The sequence below is a fragment of the Endozoicomonas sp. PH6C genome (assembly GCF_059322965.1).
In genome coordinates this window covers 2,214,559-2,241,464 of the sequence record NZ_CP185342.1, presented here as the reverse complement: position 1 = coordinate 2,241,464, position 26,906 = coordinate 2,214,559, and the positions used below count along the sequence as shown (strand labels likewise).

At 51.5% G+C, this 26,906-nt stretch carries 4 protein-coding genes (1 of these 4 running past the window's edge); 3 read left to right on the top strand and 1 reads right to left on the bottom strand.

Annotation, left to right across the window (positions count from 1 at the left end; genetic code table 11):
• Positions 1 to 49: 49 nt before the first annotated feature.
• Positions 50 to 682: a LysE family translocator gene (locus ACOMG9_RS08665; protein WP_448216634.1), complete on the bottom strand. Its 633-nt coding sequence runs from the start codon at positions 680 to 682 to the stop codon at positions 50 to 52.
• 2,288 nt (positions 683 to 2,970) lie between these two features.
• Between ACOMG9_RS08665 and ACOMG9_RS08660 the strand changes: the two genes are divergently transcribed.
• From ACOMG9_RS08660 to ACOMG9_RS08650, 3 genes are all read left to right on the top strand, one after another.
• Positions 2,971 to 10,902: a hypothetical protein gene (locus ACOMG9_RS08660; protein WP_494530095.1), complete on the top strand. Its 7,932-nt coding sequence runs from the start codon at positions 2,971 to 2,973 to the stop codon at positions 10,900 to 10,902.
• A gap of 200 nt (positions 10,903 to 11,102) precedes the next feature.
• Positions 11,103 to 20,864 carry a hypothetical protein gene (locus ACOMG9_RS08655; protein WP_494530094.1) on the top strand — a complete coding sequence of 3,254 codons (9,762 nt, stop codon included), beginning with the start codon at positions 11,103 to 11,105 and terminating at the stop codon, positions 20,862 to 20,864.
• Between the two features lie 30 nt (positions 20,865 to 20,894).
• On the top strand, positions 20,895 to 26,906 hold the start of the coding sequence (locus tag ACOMG9_RS08650; RefSeq protein WP_494530093.1) for a TcdA/TcdB catalytic glycosyltransferase domain-containing protein. The gene runs 22,539 nt beyond the window's last position; 6,012 of the gene's 28,551 nt are visible here — the first part of the coding sequence; it begins with the start codon at positions 20,895 to 20,897; its stop codon lies beyond the right edge, outside the window.

Genomic DNA, 26,906 nt, shown 5'->3' with positions numbered 1-26,906 from the left:
GGCCACTGAAAACAAAACACAGCCACCGGATACTCTTCAGCCTGATCCTCTATTTCACAACCAACACGGCAGCGATACCTGCCAGCACATAGAGCCCCCCTGTAGAACGCTCAAATAACGACATACTTTTTTTTGTACTCAGCATAGGTTTCACAGATTTCGACATTAGCCCATAGAGAAGCTTGCAAACCAAATCCACTACAACCCAAGTCATTACAATGATCAATATTTGTTGCACAAGATCCTGATCTCTATTAATAAACTGAGGCAAGAAAGCCATAAAGAAAATAATATCTTTTGGATTACTGGCTCCCAATAGAAAAGCTTTTTTAAACAGATTACTGAAGCCGGGAAACTGCAAAGAACAATCATTGAGACGTTTACTGGTAGTGTCAGCCATCGACTTCCTGATAGTATCAACCCCCAGATAAACCAGATAAAGAGCTCCCATCAGTTTCAGTATCAGAAACATGTTTTCCGAAGCCGTAAGAATGGCCCCAAGACCAGTGGCCGAAATAATCAGGTAAAGTGATGAAGCCAGCGTACCACCCAAAAATGCCGGATAGGACCTGATAACCCCATAGTTAATAGAATTGGACACCATGTACAGAGATAGAGGACCAGGAATGAGTATGACTACAAAGATTGAAACAACATACAGAAACCAAACTTCAATACTCATTATTCACTCCAAAAGCAGCGACTGTACCCTATAGCACTCCCTATAGCACTACCAGTTGCTATTTTTACCTCTCCTATAAAACACTTCCTTAAGATACATGGCCCACACACATGCCTGCAAAAAACCGCTTTGATTCCGAATCCTCCTGACAGAGCAGGAGGCCATAGCGTCGATCCCTGGACGCCCCCGCCGCTTTGGTTTGAGTAGTTGCGCAATAAACGACATTGTTCGCAAATAAAAAATCAGGAAATTCAATCACTGTCCCTCCTCCCCCCTACCTCTTTCATCAGTTCTTGATAGATCGAATCATTGAACAGAGGATATGAATCAAGCTATTGAGCTATACCGGAGAATTGTTTGCAAATTTCATGAGGAACTTGAAGGAGTTCCGTACTAAACTGCATGTTGCGCTTTTTTCCCATTCTGAGCCTTTTGATCACGTCAGTGAAAGGGCAAGTATCGCCCCCCCTCTGGAGACCGTGTGGGTCAATCCTTCAGGTGTTATCATGCCAAATCACGAAGTACCCAAATTAATTCATGTTAGTATTGTCAGCCCTATTGAAGGTTTGGAGCTTGCTTTTCTAAAAATATGGGCCGAGGTTAACCCGGATTATAAAATCAATGTCTGGGCCCCCGAACGTTTGATATACCAAAAAATTCTATATCCGCTGCTGTTTTCCGAGATAAGCAATAACGCTATCGAAAAAGATGACCCCGGTGATATTGCTCGGCTGAAAGACAGCATCTGGCGAAAAATTGATAGCTTTATGGGAGAAAGCAGTGAAATAGAAGAATTAAATATAATGGAATCTGATCTTCCAGACAGTGTAAAGAAGGAATTTGTCATCCAATGGAATAAAATCAACAATTCTTTAGATAAAATTAAAAATTCAATCAGCAACGCTATTGTTCATAAAAAACTGGAAAACCTAAATCAAGGATATAAAAATTTTATCAGATACAGTTTAGGCCTTACTAACAGTTTAATAATCGAAAGATTTATCGGGCTAAGTCAAAAATTCGTACTAGGAGGGGTATATATTGATAAAGGACTACTTCCGGAAATGGACAGTCACCCCTTTCTAAAAAGAAGCAGTTCCCTTGATCCTATATCGGGGACGGCAGTGACTTCTGAGAAGGAAAAGCAGCTCGAAAGTGCCAAGCTACATGCTGTTTTTAAAAAAATGTTTTCAGATGGAACTATTTCAGATCCCAGCCCTTATTTTGAGAGATACGGTACAACCCTGTCGAAAGAAGAAATCACTCGAATCCAAGGTATCGTAGCAGAAAGCAGTATTAGTGATTTATTCCATAGTCTGCCGAAATATGACTTAAAGGAGTATAGCCGTAATAAATTATTCTTCAGTAAGGAAGTAAATTTTGAATATGATACTCCCACTATAGCTCTTGATGATTCAATCCAGCCGTTGATGGTGGCCTCTCGCCAAGGACACCCAACAATCAAACTACTACTTGATGAAATCTGCTTACTTCATGAGACTGTAGAAAATTTAAAAAAATCACCACTAAGAAAAAAAGAAATCACATTAAAGATAAGGGAGGCTATCCATAAATTCTATATGGAAAGAAAAGTTATCATCTCTGATAATGACATCGATAAAATTGCAACCATATCAACTGATCTTCGGCATGATATCGACAAGTTTAACTGCATCATTACTGCAAAATTAGGTTATGATGCTTTTGAAAGATTAATAAATCTTGAAAAGCCAAAAGATATCAAAATCATTCCAATTAACTACTTCATAGCAAACAATCTCTTCTACAACAGAATTTTTAGAAACCTTGGTTTTAACTCGTCACCAACAAGAGGTCAGCAATCATATGAAAGATTAATAATCGTTCATTATTCAGATAAAAACATGGAAGGCATAAGCGATTCTTTAATACATTGCTTTAAACTTTATAATAAGTACCGCACTGAAAAAAACAGCGTCTTATACAATGCTGTTGATTCAAATCAAATAGAAACAATAACACTTCAAAAAGTGTCAGGAGTAACGCTCAAAAATATTGGCGAAGACACTAAAGTCATCATGACTGGAAGCCTTCATTTCTATAATAGCGACTTGAATGTATATGATACTTTCTATTACAAGCGCTTAATGTTAAAGCTATCAGCGGTTTTGGGAACGTTGATCCCAAAAAATACCAGAGTACAAACCATAAAATTCTTTTTTGATAACTCTGCACAAGGCATTGAAGATTCTGAGGGTGTACTAAATACCAGCCAGAAAAATTATATTGTACCTGAAGTTTTAAGGAACTTGGCCAAACAAGGTATCTATGCAAACTCAGCTGTTGCGATTCGAGGATTCTTGTCAGCAGGTGATCCTCACGGGCCGTCAACCTCGAAAAATGCCCCCTATCCAGATCTCAACCGCATTGTTTTTACCCTGGACCGTAGCGGCGCCGTGACATACCGAGCCAAGTTCGGGTTGGCCTCCTTTGACCTCGAAAATGAGTTTATCGAAAAGACAAGCAAAGAGGATCCGAACGATGACAAACTCACAAAAGAATTTACCGAAGCTCTACTCAAAGGAGAGTTTGCTGATGCCAAACTCAACGATGATTTGGTCAAAGCCGTAATCGAAGACAGGTCTACCTTTGCCGGACTCGAAGATGAGTTGTCTAAAGCCGTAGGCGAAGATGAGCCTGGGGATCGAAGAAAAAATGCTGAAAATTACACATTACACTTTGAGTTCAAAACCGCGATCTTTCATGGATTAAAGGAACACCCACGGACTGAAAAAGCCACCTTCGCCACTTTGGTTGCAGGAGAAACTATTCGTTTGGCAGACACACTTAGCCTTGCACTGAGTTCTCACACATACACTCAGTGGCTTGAGCGCTACGCACTGCGTTTCAGCGCGCCTGATCAGATAGATCAGCTTGAGCAGGCAATGGCCAATTTCCATAGCAACGAAGAAAAGACCAGAGCCTTCGAAACCCTCAAACATCGGATACGGGTCAAGGCATTCGATATCTACACTCTCGATCCTAAATCGATACTGGGTGCCGCCAAACTCAACAAGGAATACAAAAATGATTTCGCCAACATCAAGCTTCTCACAGGTCAGCTACAGATGCCTTGTGACAGACGTCGAAGAGCAGCCGGTGCCGACAGCTGCGATGCTCAACGCAAAAACCTGAAGTATGCCCTCCGGTTACTTTCCGGCTTCAAAACCCAACTCCATCTTGATGGCAAAAAAGATATCGCCTTGCTCAGAACCACCAACGAAGGTGAGCGCTGGCTGCAAAATTTTTTCACCCGGTTTCGTCGCCTCGAAGCCAAGGACGCATTAGCTGACACCCGGGGCATGCACTCGGTCATTGCCCTGAACGAAGATTCGTTTACCCGTGCTCAACAGCAGATAAAAGACGGGACCTTGAGTGGCCAACCCCTGTTGCTGAAAACCACCCCCTCTGGCAGTTATGCGCTGCTCACACCCGATGGCCGGGTTCAGTCGGCCATCGCCGGGGGAGACGGCAACCGCGTCACCGTTCTCGGTCGGCCAGCCAGAATGATTGCCCATGCTTTGACGACACTGGTCGACTTTACCCCGGACCGCTACATCGCCACCCTGACCGTCAGCGATCTTGCCAGCAGCAACCAGTCCCGCGGAATCACAGCCCTGAACGCCCTGAAAACCTTTATGACCCGCTCGCCCACCCATGGCAAACCCCTGGTGGGCAAGCTGATTGTCGAACCCAGAAGTGGCAGCCCCCAGGTTTTCAAACGACTGGTGAAAGATATCCAGCATCTGATGCCGAAGGACCGCCCGGCGATTGAAAGCCTTGTGCTGCGCTCACCCGGCACCGGACAACCGGAGTACCGCCTGCTTCCTGGCGAAAAGACTGTGCTGAGGTCGCCCCGGCCATCGGATTCAAATCCCCCGCTCCGCTATTTGCCGCCCAGCCACCTTTCGGTTCCGGTGCCGCTCCGGACTAAAGACAGCCTCTCAGGTGTGGCCTCTGAACGAGCCGAATTCAGGCAGCGGCTGCTGGAGTTTGACACCGCCCTGGGGGACATTAAAGCCCGGCACTCACTCGCCGACAGCATGGTTCCCCAACTGGATACCCTCCGTCGGGATGGCCGTGGCTGGCGCATGGACTTTATGGAACCCGATACCCTGACCCGTAAGAACATCCGCTTTACCTCCGGTGCCTTTGATCGCTTCCGGAGCTTTCTCCAGGGGACGGGTCGTCAGGGATTCCGGGTCAAAGGAAAAAAATCTTCCACCAACGGACTGGAAAAGCTCAGGTCTTTTATAGGCCTTTACGACCTGATAGCAGGGCTTTCCCCTGTGGGACACCATTACAAAAATCCCCCGTCTCAGAATATGACGGACACCCAACAGCAGATTTATACCGGGCGCCAGACGCTTTTTTATACGGCTGTGGCATTGCAAGGGATTGAGATCATCAATCTCGGGCGACAGGGGATCAAGACAATCATCCCGGCCATCCGGTCGTCATTGCCCCCCGGTCAGAAACCACCAAAGCTACCCGATATTCCCGGGTCGGGCAAGTTGCCCGGCGGTCTGAAAAAAGTCGGCAGGCTGGGTAAAAAAGTCGGTCGTTTTGTGCCCATACTGGGTCTCGCCGTGCCGGGAGCCAGTCTCACCCTGACCCTCATTGAGTACGAGAACGAAGAGGACCCGGAAGTCAAGAAACTCATGGAATCCATGGTGACCTTTGAGTGGGTGGATACCTATGTCTCCGTCATTTCAGAGTTCCTCGGGCCAGTCGGGGCATTTATTGACGGGATCATGCACTACGTCAGGGGTATTTTTCAGGAGAACTATAAAAGGAAGTTAGAAAAGCTGGCCTACAAAAAGTTGCAGGATGCCTCGGGTGAGGCTGCCAAAATCTTTGACCTGATCCACGCCCAGCTGGACCCCAAAAGCTTCCTGGCCAACAAGCAGACCCTCAATGCCTTGATGAGCGGGGATGGCAAAAGTCTCCTGACCCTGAACATCCGGTCTATCAACCTGGTGAACCAGACCCTGACCTACGGTGGCGTCTATTCATTCAAGCCCACCTTAATCGCCGGGAAAAAAGACAACTGGAAACAGAAAAACTGTGAGAAGATACCCTATGTACCTAAGGCTCCTTTACGGCACTGCGCCAGCGACATCAACCGGATCGAATACTCCCCTGACACCTTTAACCTGATCGACGATGCCCTGGCGACATTGTGCCGGACGGAGTCGCGTTTAACCGGGTATCAATGCTCAGACGGGGTATTCCGCAACCTGGGGCAGATGAGCGATAAAAAGGTCATTTTCATGCCTTCTGTACCCCCGTGGGAGGTCAAGCTCCTCTACTCTCCCTTTGACCAGCGCGATCCAGGGAGTGCGCCAGACAACAGTTCCCCCGGTGCGAAACTTCTGGATGCTGTCAGCGACAGCAAGCTGAAACGGTTATACCAGAAAAAAGTGAAAGACACCCGGTATACCGAGTGCGACGGGCTTGGCTCATGTGATGACATCAGCTACGACTATAAATACCTTGGCCAGATGTTCACCCATACCGACAGTTTGAAATACCGTCAGTCAACCAGCAGACTGTATCTCGATAACAAGGATCACGTCGTCCTCTTTCGCGAGGTCTCATCGACATTCTCCCGACTTCTGAAGTATGACGTGTATAGTCCTGAAGGGGCCAACAAAACCTACGCCCTGATATCCAACGGTAAACACACTATCCACCTTCACCCCCAGGGGCAGACGGCCTCTACCTGGGTGTTGAACTACGACGGCAAGCTCCCCTATGCCTGCATTACTGAGCGGGATGACCAGGTACAAAACTGTCGGTCCTGGGTGAGCCTGTCCTATGAAGATAACCGGGACTTCAAGCTGGGTGAGACCCTTTTCCGATTTCCTGAACCAAGACCACACTCCTGGTATGAACAGGCTTCCTCGTATAAAGTAGTGGCCCGGGATCCCAACGCACAGTTTGAGTGGCGGCTGCTGGATCAAAAAGTGATTCAACGCTTGTACGACAATAGCGGACTGAATGACGGGCCATCAAGGGCGTCGAAACTGAACAGAATCATGAGCCGTTACAATGCGGCCAGCCGGTTCCTGCCGCTGGAGCTGAAAGACTGCGACTTCTCACCTCAGATCCGTGCACGCTGTATGGCCGGAGCGCCGGAGCAGTGGCTCACAATCTGGCTGGCGCCCGAAAAACCGAACCCATGGGCGATGAACAGTGCCTTTGACCCGCCACCTATGGGACCCGATCGGCCCTCGCGGGTCGAGCAGAACCCGGCCTGGCTGCAACACAAGCAGGACTGTGACCGACAGGCCAATGAGTATCTCAGTAAACCTTACCGCTGCTTCCCTGACAGGCTGGGATTGGCGGAAGCGAACCGGAATCAATTAGACCGTATCCGACTCTGGTACGACACCCTTAACCGTCAGGTAATCCGGCTCATTGCTGCCAGTGCCGAGCTGCAACCGGTCCAGCTGCAACCGGTCCAGGGAAACCCGGCTACCGGCTACTATTTTTTTGACTCCGCCAACGGCCAGGTGTTATTTCAGAATAAAGAGGCACTGACCCGGGAAATCAGGCACTTCGATGAGTTGAGTGCCCGCTCGTTTGGCCGCCATGTCTCAAAGATAGTACCGAACAAAGATGAGTCACAATTGCTGGTATTTGATGCCCCCTATTATTACCTGTTGACGGCCAGCCCGTCCGGTCAGCTGGCTCACCAGGTGATTGCGGCAGAAACCCTGGATGGCCAGCTCAGTGTACCCCCTACCCCACCTGCAGTGGCATCTGACACAACGACATCCGACCATGGGCTGATTCCCTTGCAGGATGTCGATAGCTACGACAGGCGTCATCTTCTTAGGACCGGTTTTTATGACGACGCCACCCGAACCTATATTACCTTCCTGAGCAGCCTGCTGGATGGCGACATGCCAAACAATAGAAACGACGGAAGCCGTTTACGGACGATCAATGAGCGTGTCCGGAGGGCACTGCGTGAAGAGCACCTGCCGGTCCACAAGGTGGTGGTTCGGGGCCAGACTGTTTACTACATTTTGTTCAGTCGGCACTCCGGCAAACTGTATTACTTCAGCACCGACGTGAATCGCCCCGGTGGCATCCAGCGGCTGAACTCCGGTTTCCATTTGATCCGCCCTGCAGGCGAGAAGCAAGCGCTGGAAAAGGCAAAAGTAAAGGCAAAGATAGCCAGCGTCGGCGTCTTCAGGCATGTGCAGGCGCACTCCGGCAGCCTCCTGGCCGATACCAACGGTGGCTACCGGCTGTGGATACCGGACAAGGCCTGGGATAACACCCGGGTGGTCAGCGAAAACCTGTCGGTGGAGTCAGGACCTTTTAAGAACTGGCAGGTGGAAGCCACCGGGCAGATCGTCGCCAAGTCGAACGATACCCTGAGTGTGCACCAGTTCACCCCCCAGTCTGGCCTGATGGTGGACAGCCTGAACCTGGGCAAGGTAGTCAACCTGATCTTCGCCAAACTGACCATAGAACACCCCGGTACAACCTGGACCACCGCCAGTGCCCGTTTTTTCATCCGTGAGCTCAAGAGTTTGCTGCGAGACCGGCTGAAAGGGGCCCGGGAGGGGTTCTCGGCCAAGGTGGGGCTGGTGCCGCTGAGACCCATCACCGCAATCATCGACCACCCCCTGTTCAGCGCGATCAGGCAACTGGACGTCTGGTACTACCTGGACAGCGACACCCTGCTGGCAGCCAACACCCGTGACCAGTTTGAAGTCATGGTGAACGACGACGGCCAACTGCTCGCCCTGTCGGACACTCGCAAAGAGGAGGCTTTCGAGTTTTTCCGACAGCCTGATCAGGGCGCCAAAGGCCATCCCTTTTGTGGTGAGGCCGCCGCCGCTTCGCTGACCGGGGTGCCCAGTGAGTTCGATGACCAAATCTCCGTTCCCTGCCGTTACATGGCTAAGCGTATCGACTTGAGGGGTAGCCACCACTGGGAACAGGGTGCCCGGGCGTGGCGCATCCAGACACCGACGGCCCAATACCTGGCTAACCGGGAGCATCTGGCCCTGGTGGCGCTGGACCTCAGCCTGATGGGACCCAGAAACACCACCGGCGGCCTGGTCTACTGGACCCGGCAAGATTTTAACCAGGCCATGGGATCTCTGCCAGCGGGCATACGCCAGAAGGCTGACACCGAACTGATCGCCCTCACGCTGCGCCCTGGCTATTCCCCAACCCAGGTAGCCTGGATGGATTACCAGGGCCAGAGTTCCCGTAAACAAAGACTGTTGTTCGGTTTGCCTGGCAAGGAGCACGGCGTTCAGCAAGTGATTGGCAGCGTCCGGAAGTTCTCGCTCCCTCCGTCAACGAGCACGGTCGTTTATAACCGGAACAACCAGACGCTGTACCGGGTCACCCAAAAGGGTTACCAATCACTGGGGACCTTTGGCAGGGTCGCCGTGATGGCCGAGGGTCTGCTGCTGTCAGGAACCCCCAGAGCCGACAAGATCAAACTGGAAGCGTTGCGGCTGGACACTTACTACCAAGAGCATCGGGTGGCCTTTGTCCGGAACGGTACCCGACAGCGGTTCGGGATCATGGTGGAGGGCCAGGGTGGGTCCGACGTGATTAAACTGGATGAGACAGACTTGTCATTTTTTACCCGAATCCTCATCCATCCCGGCCTGGCTGAAGAAAGCATCACCAAGCACGACAGGGCACAAACCCGCATTGAACTGAATGTATCGGCCTTCCTCTTCCTTGTCTGGCGCCGGGGTCAGAACCTGGTGCTGTCCAACCGGTTTACCACCGGCGATGCCGAGATCGAGATTCAGCAGGTCTGGGCCAGACAGCACGACCAGTTCCTGCAACCCACAACGCTGGTGTTCAATGACCTTGAGCTGTCATTATCCGACCTGGCAGCACGGGTGACGGACTCAGGTCAGGGGGTCGTCCTGCCACTCACGGTGAGCAGCCTCGTCAGGAAGGAACGCCTCCGATTCATCAACGCCACAGCCAGCAACCCCCTGTACATCCAGCAGGACCAACCCGTAAAAATCGTCACCTACCAGGCGATGGACGGGATTAAACTGACACTGGAACCCCTGAACGCCACATACGTCAGACGTCAGGTGTTTATTACCGGCACAGGACAGTGGGGCTGGGAGCCGGGCAGTGTTCAGGTGAGCGGGCCGAAACCCGACAGCGGTTACCAGTCATGGCCGTTTCTACCCTCCGTAATCAGCTCGTCCGCCATCGGTAACAGGACAGCGAGACTCTGGGGCAATAGCCGCAGTAATATTCTGTACCTTGGCGCCGACGCCCGACAGTGGTCACTCCGTGGATGGGGCGGTCATGACCTGCTGCTGCTGGGAACCTCAGGCAACATCGCAGCACGGCCAGAAGTGCTGGCAAACCGGGGCGACCAGTGTGACAACCGGAGGCTGGATACGCCCGGCAACACCAGCCTGTGGCAGGCCATCCTGGACTGGACCCGCCCGCTGGTCGGCGGTGTTGGCAATGACGTCTATGACCTGCGGGCGTGCAGGCCAGCCCGCACAATCGACAGCCGTGGCAAGCATTATGTTCTACTGTCGTCCGGGTCTAAGGCGGATTTACGACGTTTGTCGGGTGATAACAGCACCGCACTGTTCTTTACCGACCTGACCCCGGAACAGGTGGCGTTCAGCCAGTGTAACCCGCAGGCGCAGAGCAACCTCACCCACAACAACCACTCCCTGCCATTGGATAGCCAAACCTTCAGGATCATCAATACCCGCAACAACCAGACACTGGCACTGGTGAAACCGGACGTGCTGGCCAGCCTGCACTTTAAAGGTGGACAAGTCAGCCTGAACCCTATGGCTATGATCAACAGAAATGACAGTACGTCAGCCATGGACGACAGTGACGGGAGAGAGAATGAAGCCGTGACCTTTCTGAACAAAATCATTCGCAGAGGGCAACGGCTGGTGAATTACCTGTGCAGCCTGGCCGGAGGTGAGAAAAACAACATTGGGTCGGAGAGTAAGCGGCCAGTAGGAACAAGCCTGAATAATACGGCACTGTACCAGCACTACCAGCGACTGGTTCAGGACCTCAGTGCCCTGACTGGCAATCACAGTGTCGAGAGCCCGTCGTTTATTCCGTCAGCAAATCGGGGAACAATACAAAGCCTGACGACTCCGCTAAATTTGACGACGATGGGTCAGGGCTGAACAACATTAAAAATTCCCTATCATTAAAATTTAATACGACACTTTTATTTTATATAACTGAAAAGAAGGTCACCATCTCAATTACGAACTACACTGCACGGTGCAATCTTTGAACATTTAAAGTCCTCTGAGCACGCCAGTGAAAAGACAAGTATCACCCCCCTCTGAAAACCATGCAGTTCAATCTACCAGGAGTTATCATGCCATCTATAACCAAAAAGGTACATGTTGCTATTGTCGATGCTACTGAAGGTTGGGAGCGTATTTGGCTGTCAATATGGGCCTGGGCGAACCCGAACCATGACATCTATGTATGGGCTCCCAAAGCCTTGATATACAAAAGAATTTTATATTCGTTGCTGTATTCTGAGAGAATGCAACAAACGATTGAAACAGATTACCCCGCTGATATTGCGCGGTTGAGGCGTAGTATCTGGCAAAAAATCGATACTTTTATGGGTGAAAACGATGACATAGAAAAATTGGATATAATGAAAGCCGATTTTTCAGACAGTGTAAAGAGGTCGTTTGCCACCCAATGGAATAAAACCATCAATGAGTTAAATCAAATTCAAAATTCCATTAGCAGGGCTTATGTTAGAGGAGATACTTCTGCTTTTGAACGACAACACAGTGAATATATTAAGTACACCTTAAGCCTTAAAAAACCTGTGATAACCGCAAGAGCTATAGGGTTTTCTCATTTATTCTCTGATGGAGGGGTGTATTTTGATGAAGGACTGCTACCAGCACTGAGGCTTGCGCCCTTTGAACAAATGGGCATTTCGCACGCGCCTGTGTCGGAAGGGGGATTGGACAGTAGTGAGAGAGAGCAGCTAGAAAGAGCCAAGATACATGCTATTGTGCAACATATGTTCAAATGTGGAATCATTCCTGATCCTGACCGTTATTTCAACACAGACGATATAAACCTGCCACAAGAACAATTAAATCGAATTAGAGCTGTCGTAGAAATAACCAATATTAGCGATCTATTTCATAGACTGAGTAATCGTCAAAATATGAAGTGGGCTAGTAATTCTAAAATATTTTTCGGTAGAGTTATACCTCCTAAAGACGAGATTAGAGCTGGACACCTCGATGATTCAGTCAAACCAATGATGGTGGAAGCTTTCCCAAATAACCCACTGATCAAAAAAGTAATCCAGGAAGCCACATTTTTCCATAGTGTTTTAGAAAAATTTAAAAATAATAATGAAATAAGCAAAGAAAGACGCGTAACGGAGATAAACAAGACTTTAAATGAATTCTTTAAATATGAAGATCCTGCCGACAACGAAAAAATCAATGAAATTGCAATCATGTTAGCGGAGCTTTCATATAATAACGGGGATCTTGACCACCGGATTCTCGCCAAACTAGGTTATGACGCTTTTGAAAGAATAGAAAGCACCGATTACGGAGAAGAACCTTTAATCTCCCGAATTAAGAGCTTCTCAGAGCAAAACCCCTTCTATAGCATGAGCTCTGATTCTGACCTGCCAGATCCGGCGCACAGGCGACCATACGGCAAGTTCATAATGATTAATATGCCCCCGACTGAGGACGATGGAAAGTCGGCAATGCAGAGTTATGCAAAATATTATAGGTATCGCACTCCAGCAGGCAAGAACGTCTTGTATGACTTTTTTTATTCTGTTAAAAGGCAAAGACTAGGAATTAGAACAATTTTAGGAACACCATTCAAAAATATCGGCGAAGACACTAAAGTCTTCATTACTGGAAGTCTTGATTTCCCTGATATCGAATCGGATAACTTTTATTCTATTCACTCCCAATCCTTAGTGCAAAGGCTATCAACAATCTTAAGCACAGTGATCCCCGAGAATACCACCGTACAAAACATAGCATTCTCTTTTGATAACTCTGCACAAGGCATTCCAGATTCTGAGGGTGTATTGGATGCTGACCAGAAAGATTATATTGTACCTGAAGTTCTGAGAAAATTGGCCAAAAAAGGTATCCGTGCAAATTCTGCTGTTGCAGTTCGGGGATACTTATCCGCAGGCGTTCCACGGCAAACCACCGGTGATGATCCTAACAGGCCGTCAACCTCAAGAGATGCGCCCGATCCTGAACTCAACCGTATTGTTTTTACCCGGAATGAAGACGACACCGTTACTTACATAGCCAAGTTCGGGTTGGACTCCCTTGACCCTGATAAAGAGTTTCATCCCAGACCCGACATTAAAACTCCCGAATCCATGTTCGCAGATCAGTTGTTCGAATCCGTAGTCGCTGAGAATTCGCAGCGTTCGACCGATCCCAGACTCGCGACGGATTCAGCTGCAGCCCTTGTCGAAATGATGTATGCCGGTGACAGACACCAGGATGGTTCTGCCTCTGCCAGATCCAAAAACAGAGTGCCCACTTCCACAGGCCGCCGTGAGTTTATCGACAATAGAAAAGATGCCAGCAAATACTCATACTACACAGATTTCCAGGCAGCGATCTATTTTGGATTAGTGCAGCAACCGCCGACTGAAAATGCTGCTTTCATCCATCCGGATGAAACAGAAACCAGACGTTTGAGAGAAACACTCCAAATGGCGATGCAATCTTCCTCTTACACTGAGTGGCTTGCGCGCTATGAAAGACGTTTTCACAATGATCACATGAATCAGCTTGAGCGGGAGATAGAACACTTCAAAAGTAATGAAGCAAAGGCCAAGGCCTTCGAAAACATCAAAAACCAAGTACAGAAAGGCTCATACTATATTCGCAATGTCGATATTGAAACGCCGGAAGGTGCCGCCGAAATTAACGCAGAATTCGAAAATGATTTCGACAACGTGCATGTTCTCCCGGTCCCGCCACAAGGGGCTTGTCGCAGGCCTCGAAGATCAGCCGGTGCCGACAGCTGCAATGCTCAACGCAAAAATCTGGAGTATGCCCTCCGGTTACTTTCCGGCTTCAAAACCCAGCTCTATCTTAAAGCCGACAAAGACAAAACGGATATCGCCCTGATCAAACCCGCCAACGAATTTGAGCGCTGGCTGCAAAATTTTTTCACCCGGTATCGTCGCCTCGAAGCCAAGGACGCATTAGCTGACACCCGGGGCATGCACTCGGTCATTGCCCTGAACGAAGATTCGTTTACCCGCGCGCAACAGCAGATAAAAGACGGGACCCTGAGTGGTCAGCCCCTGTTGCTGAAAGCTACCCCCGCTGCCGGTTATGCGCTGCTCACACCCGATGGCCGGGTTCAGTCGGCCATCGCCGGGGGAGACGGCAACCGCGTCACCGTTCTCGGTCGGCCAGCCAGAATGATTGCCCATGCTTTGACGACACTGGTCGACTTTACCCCGGACCGCTACATCGCCACCCTGACCGTCAGCGATCTTGCCAGCAGCAACCAGTCCCGCGGAATCACAGCCCTGAACGCCCTGAAAACCTTTATGACCCGCTCGCCCACCCATGGCAAACCCCTGGTGGGCAAGCTGATTGTCGAACCCAGAAGTGGCAGCCCCCAGGTTTTCAAACGACTGGTGAAAGATATCCAGCATCTGATGCCGAAGGACCGCCCGGCGATTGAAAGCCTTGTGCTGCGCTCACCCGGCACCGGACAACCGGAGTACCGCCTGCTTCCTGGCGAAAAGACTGTGCTGAGGTCGCCCCGGCCATCGGATTCAAATCCCCCGCTCCGCTATTTGCCGCCCAGCCACCTTTCGGTTCCGGTGCCGCTCCGGACTAAAGACAGCCTCTCAGGTGTGGCCTCTGAACGAGCCGAATTCAGGCAGCGGCTGCTGGAGTTTGACACCGCCCTGGGGGACATTAAAGCCCGGCACTCACTCGCCGACAGCATGGTTCCCCAACTGGATACCCTCCGTCGGGATGGCCGTGGCTGGCGCATGGACTTTATGGAACCCGATACCCTGACCCGTAAGAACATCCGCTTTACCTCCGGTGCCTTTGATCGCTTCCGGAGCTTTCTCCAGGGGACGGGTCGTCAGGGATTCCGGGTCAAAGGAAAAAAATCTTCCACCAACGGACTGGAAAAGCTCAGGTCTTTTATAGGCCTTTACGACCTGATAGCAGGGCTTTCCCCTGTGGGACACCATTACAAAAATCCCCCGTCTCAGAATATGACGGACACCCAACAGCAGATTTATACCGGGCGCCAGACGCTTTTTTATACGGCTGTGGCATTGCAAGGGATTGAGATCATCAATCTCGGGCGACAGGGGATCAAGACAATCATCCCGGCCATCCGGTCGTCATTGCCCCCCGGTCAGAAACCACCAAAGCTACCCGATATTCCCGGGTCGGGCAAGTTGCCCGGCGGTCTGAAAAAAGTCGGCAGGCTGGGTAAAAAAGTCGGTCGTTTTGTGCCCATACTGGGTCTCGCCGTGCCGGGAGCCAGTCTCACCCTGACCCTCATTGAGTACGAGAACGAAGAGGACCCGGAAGTCAAGAAACTCATGGAATCCATGGTGACCTTTGAGTGGGTGGATACCTATGTCTCCGTCATTTCAGAGTTCCTCGGGCCAGTCGGGGCATTTATTGACGGGATCATGCACTACGTCAGGGGTATTTTTCAGGAGAACTATAAAAGGAAGTTAGAAAAGCTGGCCTACAAAAAGTTGCAGGATGCCTCGGGTGAGGCTGCCAAAATCTTTGACCTGATCCACGCCCAGCTGGACCCCAAAAGCTTCCTGGCCAACAAGCAGACCCTCAATGCCTTGATGAGCGGGGATGGCAAAAGTCTCCTGACCCTGAACATCCGGTCTATCAACCTGGTGAACCAGACCCTGACCTACGGTGGCGTCTATTCATTCAAGCCCACCTTAATCGCCGGGAAAAAAGACAACTGGAAACAGAAAAACTGTGAGAAGATACCCTATGTACCTAAGGCTCCTTTACGGCACTGCGCCAGCGACATCAACCGGATCGAATACTCCCCTGACACCTTTAACCTGATCGACGATGCCCTGGCGACATTGTGCCGGACGGAGTCGCGTTTAACCGGGTATCAATGCTCAGACGGGGTATTCCGCAACCTGGGGCAGATGAGCGATAAAAAGGTCATTTTCATGCCTTCTGTACCCCCGTGGGAGGTCAAGCTCCTCTACTCTCCCTTTGACCAGCGCGATCCAGGGAGTGCGCCAGACAACAGTTCCCCCGGTGCGAAACTTCTGGATGCTGTCAGCGACAGCAAGCTGAAACGGTTATACCAGAAAAAAGTGAAAGACACCCGGTATACCGAGTGCGACGGGCTTGGCTCATGTGATGACATCAGCTACGACTATAAATACCTTGGCCAGATGTTCACCCATACCGACAGTTTGAAATACCGTCAGTCAACCAGCAGACTGTATCTCGATAACAAGGATCACGTCGTCCTCTTTCGCGAGGTCTCATCGACATTCTCCCGACTTCTGAAGTATGACGTGTATAGTCCTGAAGGGGCCAACAAAACCTACGCCCTGATATCCAACGGTAAACACACTATCCACCTTCACCCCCAGGGGCAGACGGCCTCTACCTGGGTGTTGAACTACGACGGCAAGCTCCCCTATGCCTGCATTACTGAGCGGGATGACCAGGTACAAAACTGTCGGTCCTGGGTGAGCCTGTCCTATGAAGATAACCGGGACTTCAAGCTGGGTGAGACCCTTTTCCGATTTCCTGAACCAAGACCACACTCCTGGTATGAACAGGCTTCCTCGTATAAAGTAGTGGCCCGGGATCCCAACGCACAGTTTGAGTGGCGGCTGCTGGATCAAAAAGTGATTCAACGCTTGTACGACAATAGCGGACTGAATGACGGGCCATCAAGGGCGTCGAAACTGAACAGAATCATGAGCCGTTACAATGCGGCCAGCCGGTTCCTGCCGCTGGAGCTGAAAGACTGCGACTTCTCACCTCAGATCCGTGCACGCTGTATGGCCGGAGCGCCGGAGCAGTGGCTCACAATCTGGCTGGCGCCCGAAAAACCGAACCCATGGGCGATGAACAGTGCCTTTGACCCGCCACCTATGGGACCCGATCGGCCCTCGCGGGTCGAGCAGAACCCGGCCTGGCTGCAACACAAGCAGGACTGTGACCGACAGGCCAATGAGTATCTCAGTAAACCTTACCGCTGCTTCCCTGACAGGCTGGGATTGGCGGAAGCGAACCGGAATCAATTAGACCGTATCCGACTCTGGTACGACACCCTTAACCGTCAGGTAATCCGGCTCATTGCTGCCAGTGCCGAGCTGCAACCGGTCCAGCTGCAACCGGTCCAGGGAAACCCGGCTACCGGCTACTATTTTTTTGACTCCGCCAACGGCCAGGTGTTATTTCAGAATAAAGAGGCACTGACCCGGGAAATCAGGCACTTCGATGAGTTGAGTGCCCGCTCGTTTGGCCGCCATGTCTCAAAGATAGTACCGAACAAAGATGAGTCACAATTGCTGGTATTTGATGCCCCCTATTATTACCTGTTGACGGCCAGCCCGTCCGGTCAGCTGGCTCACCAGGTGATTGCGGCAGAAACCCTGGATGGCCAGCTCAGTGTACCCCCTACCCCACCTGCAGTGGCATCTGACACAACGACATCCGACCATGGGCTGATTCCCTTGCAGGATGTCGATAGCTACGACAGGCGTCATCTTCTTAGGACCGGTTTTTATGACGACGCCACCCGAACCTATATTACCTTCCTGAGCAGCCTGCTGGATGGCGACATGCCAAACAATAGAAACGACGGAAGCCGTTTACGGACGATCAATGAGCGTGTCCGGAGGGCACTGCGTGAAGAGCACCTGCCGGTCCACAAGGTGGTGGTTCGGGGCCAGACTGTTTACTACATTTTGTTCAGTCGGCACTCCGGCAAACTGTATTACTTCAGCACCGACGTGAATCGCCCCGGTGGCATCCAGCGGCTGAACTCCGGTTTCCATTTGATCCGCCCTGCAGGCGAGAAGCAAGCGCTGGAAAAGGCAAAAGTAAAGGCAAAGATAGCCAGCGTCGGCGTCTTCAGGCATGTGCAGGCGCACTCCGGCAGCCTCCTGGCCGATACCAACGGTGGCTACCGGCTGTGGATACCGGACAAGGCCTGGGATAACACCCGGGTGGTCAGCGAAAACCTGTCGGTGGAGTCAGGACCTTTTAAGAACTGGCAGGTGGAAGCCACCGGGCAGATCGTCGCCAAGTCGAACGATACCCTGAGTGTGCACCAGTTCACCCCCCAGTCTGGCCTGATGGTGGACAGCCTGAACCTGGGCAAGGTAGTCAACCTGATCTTCGCCAAACTGACCATAGAACACCCCGGTACAACCTGGACCACCGCCAGTGCCCGTTTTTTCATCCGTGAGCTCAAGAGTTTGCTGCGAGACCGGCTGAAAGGGGCCCGGGAGGGGTTCTCGGCCAAGGTGGGGCTGGTGCCGCTGAGACCCATCACCGCAATCATCGACCACCCCCTGTTCAGCGCGATCAGGCAACTGGACGTCTGGTACTACCTGGACAGCGACACCCTGCTGGCAGCCAACACCCGTGACCAGTTTGAAGTCATGGTGAACGACGACGGCCAACTGCTCGCCCTGTCGGACACTCGCAAAGAGGAGGCTTTCGAGTTTTTCCGACAGCCTGATCAGGGCGCCAAAGGCCATCCCTTTTGTGGTGAGGCCGCCGCCGCTTCGCTGACCGGGGTGCCCAGTGAGTTCGATGACCAAATCTCCGTTCCCTGCCGTTACATGGCTAAGCGTATCGACTTGAGGGGTAGCCACCACTGGGAACAGGGTGCCCGGGCGTGGCGCATCCAGACACCGACGGCCCAATACCTGGCTAACCGGGAGCATCTGGCCCTGGTGGCGCTGGACCTCAGCCTGATGGGACCCAGAAACACCACCGGCGGCCTGGTCTACTGGACCCGGCAAGATTTTAACCAGGCCATGGGATCTCTGCCAGCGGGCATACGCCAGAAGGCTGACACCGAACTGATCGCCCTCACGCTGCGCCCTGGCTATTCCCCAACCCAGGTAGCCTGGATGGATTACCAGGGCCAGAGTTCCCGTAAACAAAGACTGTTGTTCGGTTTGCCTGGCAAGGAGCACGGCGTTCAGCAAGTGATTGGCAGCGTCCGGAAGTTCTCGCTCCCTCCGTCAACGAGCACGGTCGTTTATAACCGGAACAACCAGACGCTGTACCGGGTCACCCAAAAGGGTTACCAATCACTGGGGACCTTTGGCAGGGTCGCCGTGATGGCCGAGGGTCTGCTGCTGTCAGGAACCCCCAGAGCCGACAAGATCAAACTGGAAGCGTTGCGGCTGGACACTTACTACCAAGAGCATCGGGTGGCCTTTGTCCGGAACGGTACCCGACAGCGGTTCGGGATCATGGTGGAGGGCCAGGGTGGGTCCGACGTGATTAAACTGGATGAGACAGACTTGTCATTTTTTACCCGAATCCTCATCCATCCCGGCCTGGCTGAAGAAAGCATCACCAAGCACGACAGGGCACAAACCCGCATTGAACTGAATGTATCGGCCTTCCTCTTCCTTGTCTGGCGCCGGGGTCAGAACCTGGTGCTGTCCAACCGGTTTACCACCGGCGATGCCGAGATCGAGATTCAGCAGGTCTGGGCCAGACAGCACGACCAGTTCCTGCAACCCACAACGCTGGTGTTCAATGACCTTGAGCTGTCATTATCCGACCTGGCAGCACGGGTGACGGACTCAGGTCAGGGGGTCGTCCTGCCACTCACGGTGAGCAGCCTCGTCAGGAAGGAACGCCTCCGATTCATCAACGCCACAGCCAGCAACCCCCTGTACATCCAGCAGGACCAACCCGTAAAAATCGTCACCTACCAGGCGATGGACGGGATTAAACTGACACTGGAACCCCTGAACGCCACATACGTCAGACGTCAGGTGTTTATTACCGGCACAGGACAGTGGGGCTGGGAGCCGGGCAGTGTTCAGGTGAGCGGGCCGAAACCCGACAGCGGTTACCAGTCATGGCCGTTTCTACCCTCCGTAATCAGCTCGTCCGCCATCGGTAACAGGACAGCGAGACTCTGGGGCAATAGCCGCAGTAATATTCTGTACCTTGGCGCCGACGCCCGACAGTGGTCACTCCGTGGATGGGGCGGTCATGACCTGCTGCTGCTGGGAACCTCAGGCAACATCGCAGCACGGCCAGAAGTGCTGGCAAACCGGGGCGACCAGTGTGACAACCGGAGGCTGGATACGCCCGGCAACACCAGCCTGTGGCAGGCCATCCTGGACTGGACCCGCCCGCTGGTCGGCGGTGTTGGCAATGACGTCTATGACCTGCGGGCGTGCAGGCCAGCCCGCACAATCGACAGCCGTGGCAAGCATTATGTTCTACTGTCGTCCGGGTCTAAGGCGGATTTACGACGTTTGTCGGGTGATAACAGCACCGCACTGTTCTTTACCGACCTGACCCCGGAACAGGTGGCGTTCAGCCAGTGTAACCCGCAGGCGCAGAGCAACCTCACCCACAACAACCACTCCCTGCCATTGGATAGCCAAACCTTCAGGATCATCAATACCCGCAACAACCAGACACTGGCACTGGTGAAACCGGACGTGCTGGCCAGCCTGCACTTTAAAGGTGGACAAGTCAGCCTGAACCCTATGGCTATGATCAACAGAAATGACAGTACGTCAGCCATGGACGACAGTGACGGGAGAGAGAATGAAGCCGTGACCTTTCTGAACAAAATCATTCGCAGAGGGCAACGGCTGGTGAATTACCTGTGCAGCCTGGCCGGAGGTGAGAAAAACAACATTGGGTCGGAGAGTAAGCGGCCAGTAGGAACAAGCCTGAATAATACGGAACTTTACCAGCACTACCAGCGACTGGTTCAGGACCTCAGTGCCCTGTCAGGCAATTACAGTAGCGGGAGCCCATCGTTTGCGTCATCGGCAAGCCAGGGAATGAAACAAAATCTGACGACTCCGCAACCTTTAACTAGGATAGACGGGGGCTGAACAACCTGTTAGTTACGGAGAGCTTCCCGTATGCCTGCCAGTCTGACCGATACCAATCCTCTCAATCCTTCTCCCAAAAGACAGTGGCTCGAGACCAGCAATGGCTGGTTCTACTCGGCCAGTGTTAATACTGATACTTTTGCCATCAAGCTGTCGACGGACCGGGCCCGACCGATGTCGGGCTTTGCCACGCCAGCACACATCAGTACTGTCAGGACAGCCATTGACCGAGCTTTCTGGCTAGTCGAGCAGTCCGGTCTTTTTCCTCACTATATACATCGGAATATCAGTATTATCCTGTCTGACCGTGATTTGCCGGGGCAGAATATCTATTATGATGACGATGGCGTGACATTTTTAATCGGGCAATCGATCATCAATCCGTCATCATTGCCCCAGGCTTCAGGCCAACCCTCCAGTCTGGCCGATGCTCCCGGAACTGACCGGCTCGTTGCCAGGTTGCTAAACAATATAGCAATGGTCGTTTATGAAGCCTGTGACCCCAATAACTTCTGGTCAGAATTTCAGGCTCGCCAGCATGGTTCCGCAGAAAATAGTGGTGGTTTAATCCCGTCTCCCATCAGCCAGACTGATGACGTGGTTTCCGCTATAGCCACTCAAACACAGCTCGACTTTATCTCTGAAACCCTGGCTGCCAAATGGTTGAATCAGAAAGTATCACCGGTTTCACTCTATTGGCTGGAGTCTTTGTTTCCTGATCTGTTCAATGCCCCAAAAAATCCTGGGAAGCCGCCAACTCCTCTAAGTGCCCAACTGCAAGCCAGACACTGGCATTCTAAAAACGATCTTGGTCAAACACTTGCCTGGCTCAAAAGCGAGGAGATCCCTCCAACAGGCAATGTTACCAGACCAGTGCCTGACAGTTTTTTTGCTTTCACACCCGTCGCGCCTCTTTTGCGCATCGACGAGACAATAGCCTGTCCTGCTTTTGGCGATGGTTACCGCACCCGGGTTAACGGAACAGAAATAGGCATCAGGGTATACCCCCAGGGCGACGCCGCTCCGCCACTGCGACTGGTCGACATCACCCTTGATGTGGAAGGCTACCATTCACTCGGTTACAAGAATCCGGCACAAACGCTCCAGCGGCTGGTTTTTGACCTCAAGAAATTGGCAGGACTGTTTCTATACGGTGGTTTTAACCGGCAATTGCTGACTTTTCTTCACGGACTGCAGATTGCCAGTGATCCGGGTGGCCCGGATAACAAGGTCCCTCTTATCAAGGCAGAGTCCGACCGATTGTTTATTGACAGTGACGCAACCTTCACAAACGACAGTCAGCCACTGATTCGTCTGGGGGCCGCTGATCTTTCCCGGCACTCTGACGAGGCTCTTGGACACGGACTGTCATCCCTGTTGGTACCTGCATGGCGAAAAACCCTGACCGACAATGCCGTGGCTGTGGCCGGTATTGAACAGCTCTGGGGAATCACTGACAACAGGCTGAAAGCACTGCAACCGCATTATGGGCTTGATGAACGCTACCAGGCCCGGCAATGGCCACAAGAGTCCGGCGATCTCTACCAGCGACTGGTGTCAGGCCAACGCCATGATCTCAGGAAACGAGGTGGCACAGCGGAAGACTTTGTTGATGCCGTCCGGGAACTTTATCAAGGTGACGGGCTGGCGCCAGCACTTGCCAGCGTTATGGGAGACTGGCAGGCGTTAGCTGAGACTAACCACACAGCCGGGGAAATGGCGGATTTGCTCGAGGCCATTGTCACAGTTTATGGCGAACAGCCGCTGCGCAGTGAACAATGGTTTTTCCGCAGGGCACTTGATGCCAGTCTGGACTGGCTGACTGCCAGAGACCCCGACAACCCGTTCCTGGCAAACCTTCAGCAACTAAAAAAAAATGACGAGGCACAACAGGATGAATACGATGGTCTGTTCGAGCCGGAGCAGGCGCCGCTCTTAAACAATTCTACCAGCAACAATGCCACCAGCAGCGTTCGGGGCAGATTCCTTACCCTCAAGGCTCTGGGTGACTGGATTGGGGTTTACCTGACACGGGACTACCTGACCAGCACCAGTAACCAGACCCTCGCCAGTGACCTGCGGCAACTGGTGGATGCCAGCGAGCTGTTCAGACACCGGTTGAACAATACCGAAGGGTTACGGATGCTGTCGGGCAACGTAACAACCCCGATAAGACCTGACACCCTTGGCGATATACACGACCAAGGTTTACTGAAAATACCCCCCGATGAGCGCAACAGGACGATCCCCGGAGAGTATGTCAGTTTAATTATCCCCGGTCGCAATGGTGCATTCCCCGACAGTCAGTCCGGCCCGCTGACCTACCTGCCAATCGAGCATGGTAGGAAAAATGACACGGCTTATGATCTTGTACCGGTTAACCAGACAGTTAATAACGGCACCTTCACGCTGATCCCTTTTGATCCGGATGAAGGGGATTTACCCTATGGTTCCGGGTGGCTTGCAGGCCATCTTTCGTTCTTTTACCAGCTGGGAGAGGCATTGCAGCTGGCGCTCGGGCTGGCGCCAGAAGCAGATACCAATGCGGCCAAAAACCGGATTCGTACTGAACTGGGTTTGCCACGGCAGGACAACCCCGGACAGGACGAACTGTCGTTACCGGTAGTAAACCCCCGTCAGGTGATGATCAAAGAAACCCTGCCCGTACAGGTAAGGTTTAATCAAACGACAGCGACAGACAGTAAAAAATCCATAACTCTGGCAGTGACCGGATACGGGTCTCTGGGGCGTCATCTGCAACTGACAGCAGAGCCTGACGGGAAGGGTACCTATCGTCTGCAACTGGCTGCCATTGGCACAATAACTGCGCTTGACGACTCACCGCCTCTCCCCCTGTGGCGCTATAACGCAGTGACCAGACCAGTGGCAAAGCGCAGAGTTCGCCGTTCCGATACCGATCCTGATTCTGCTGAAGTTCAGGACCTGAAATTAATTGACAAACTGATTCCTGACTCCGATGCGTTCCTGGAAAAATTCGCGCCGTTATTAGAGTATCAGCGCGCCGCAAACGACCACTTGAACGCACGTGTTGAAGACCTGCTAGAAGCTTTTGTCAAGCTTGATGGCTCTCGCCATGAGCAGACTCCATCTACCTTCGCTTTGGTATTAGGGGTCTACGATCAACTCATTGACCTGACCGAGAACCACCCGCTGGAAACCGGTGAAACATTTGCGAAACTGGCTACAGACATCCAGAGCTGGATTGAATCCAGCATGGTGCCAGTCCCTGAAAAGCTGCATTTTGTCAGCATTAGCCCAACGGCCGGGGAGCTAAACCGGGTCTGGTTATGGATTGCAGCCAATTCAAAGTCCGATTTACAAATAACCCTCTGGTACGACCCGGACGCAATGCTCACTACTCTGCTTACCAATGCCCTCAAAAAAGCAGTGATCAGTCAATTAACCAGTCAATCCAGTCCCAGTGATCCGTCTAATTTTGACTCGGATTTAATGGAAGGATTCATGAAGCTGCAAGACCAGGCCTGGAAATTCATAGAGTCAGACATGAAACAGGGTCATGGATTTGATCTGGCGGTGAAGAATTTTCTGGTGCGCCACCTCAACCATAAATCATCGGATATTGATGAGATAAAAAACCAAATGATGAATGCCTACCGGCGATTTAAACAGAAGGTAGAGTCTTCTTATCCCGGTGCGAAGTTTTCCCGCGAGGATATTAAAACGGTCTGGACCGATGCTTACGGAGAAGAGGGAGATAAGGCCAAAGGTTACTATTTAAGAGAGCTGGGGTTACGTGGTAACAAGCATGCAGCCAGTGCACTGGTGAAAAGCAGGGTGCTTGGCACTCTCGGTGGTGTTTATTCTGATACGTTCCTTTCGCCGGTCATTAATAAGGATCTTTTCAAGGGTATTGATTTCTCTGACGTCAGCATTACCGATTGGAGCAGGGTAATGACGGTACAGGTACAGCTTGTCATCCAACAGCTTGGCAAAGCATTCCTTCCTGATGACAAAGACCCTGCGATTGAACAAAGGGTTGCAGACGATCTTGCCTGGTTCGGTAAAAAATACCCCCGGTTAAAGAATGACATCGAGCAGCGTTTGGCGAGTGCTGATCCCTCGCAACTGTTTGAACCTCTGGGAGAAGTTAAAATTATTCCCGGTACGATCGACCTGCCACTAAAAAACATGCAAAGTCGTTTTTTTTCAGTATCACAGGGCGACCCGACCATGAAGGCGGTCGAAAACAGCCTCTTATTAAAATACCAGACGATTGATCAATATAAATTGCCAAGCGTAACAGATTGGAAATCTATCCAGGATACAAAAACGTTTTTCACCAAAGCAGGAATTGATACCCCGAAATTGGCTTATTATCGACTCGGTGGTGTATGGAAATTTTCGGAAGGCTACCAATTACTGAATGGTGATGACGCGTTGTCAGCAAGCAATAGTGCAGTAGATTGGACTGAAAGCCATAGAGCTTTACTTGATTATCTTCTATTGCCTTCCGGGACACGCTATACCATTTCCAGCGAAACAGAAGCTTTCTGGTACCACGAAAACGACATCACAAATTATATTAAGACGGATCCGCAGAGCACAAGCCAATACAGCCAACAACTGATTATCCAGCTGGATCCTGCTGATAATAACCCGATCAGCAGGGCGTGCCGTTACCTGTTTCGCAAATATAAAAATCACCAGCAAACTTATAACTCAATCCGTTGGCTGGTCATTGATAATGGTGATTGGTTAGATGGAGAGACAGGCGCAAAGGTCAACAAGGTCGATATTGGCAGGTTTCTGGACATTGAAAGCCGAATTCATGTGGTAGGTCTAGGTAACTCCGGGAGCGGGAAATTTACCCTGAGCGGTCAAACCGCTTCTGAACTATCAAAAAAAATCAATGAATTGACTGGTGATACCCCGGTTAAAACCATTAATCTGATTGGCTCAGGCATTGACGACAATGGTCTTGTCAGCCAGTACCTGAAAGAAACCCTGAAAGCAACAAAAACCTCAGCAGTGACTGCCCGTGACGGTCTTTTGAGAGTCGATATCTGGGGGCGCCTGTGGGTTGGCCTGCTCTCTGACTCGGGTCTGGCGACCTGGTCACTGGCCGACAGCTCTGACAAGCTGAAAGCCTTTCGCATAAGTAACGGTGAAATCAAAGTCGAACGCTTGTCCGCAAAAGACACATTGGCTGAAGGTGCCATCAGACTCCGTCAGCTGCCCTCTGTTTTGTCAGAGAACAGCGGGTTGCTGGGGCCAAGCAATCCTGATGATCTGGTGCCGACCCTGACCATGTTCAAGCACAGTCTGGAGCCGCATCTGCTGGGTGTTCTCGAGCCGAATGATTTAGCAGCGCTGGAGAGGATAATCACAAAATTTGACCAACGTCGTCAGGACGGAACGGCTCTTGGAAAATACATGCTTGTCTATCGGATGCAGAAAAAACTGCCCAGAATTCTTCCTGGTGGAGCTGTGACCTCCCATCTGGCCGCGACAATAAACCAGTACCTGCTGGATGCTTTGGTCGAGGTACCTGAAAAGCTTAACTTTATCTGGATTGGTCGTCTCAACGAAGGTGTTAAAGCTCATCTCAAGGTCTGGGCCAAGATGGTTTCTTCCTGGCCGCTAACGCTCTGGTACGACCCGCAAGCGTTGCTGGCGCCGGTGCTTGCCCGGGAAATACGTAACGCTGTTGCCGCTGAGAAAATACCCGAAGCATTTCTGGCAGAAGCAAGTAGCAAACATGAATTTTTGGCACGTATTTTTCAGCTACAAGATCTGGCCTACAGCACTATAAAAAATGGCATTGCCCAGGGCAAAACCTTCGACGACATGGCAAAGGTATTTTTAGTCAACCACTTGGGTATGGATCGAGGAGAATTAGCACAAATACAAAGGCAAAGCCTGAAGGAATTCACGGATTTTGCCAATGAACTGACCAGGCTTCGGGGCAACCCCGGATCCGGGGGATTCACACTGGCCGATATCAACCAGCTCTGGCAGGCAGGCAATGAAGCCAGCCTGAAAAAGTGGTACGAGAAAGAG

Excerpts from the sequence above, each read along its gene's own strand:
- ACOMG9_RS08665 (WP_448216634.1), bottom strand. The coding sequence starts at position 682 with ATGAGTATTGAAGTTTGGTTTCTGTATGTTGTTTCAATCTTTGTAGTC.
- ACOMG9_RS08655 (WP_494530094.1), top strand. The coding sequence starts at position 11,103 with ATGCCATCTATAACCAAAAAGGTACATGTTGCTATTGTCGATGCTACT.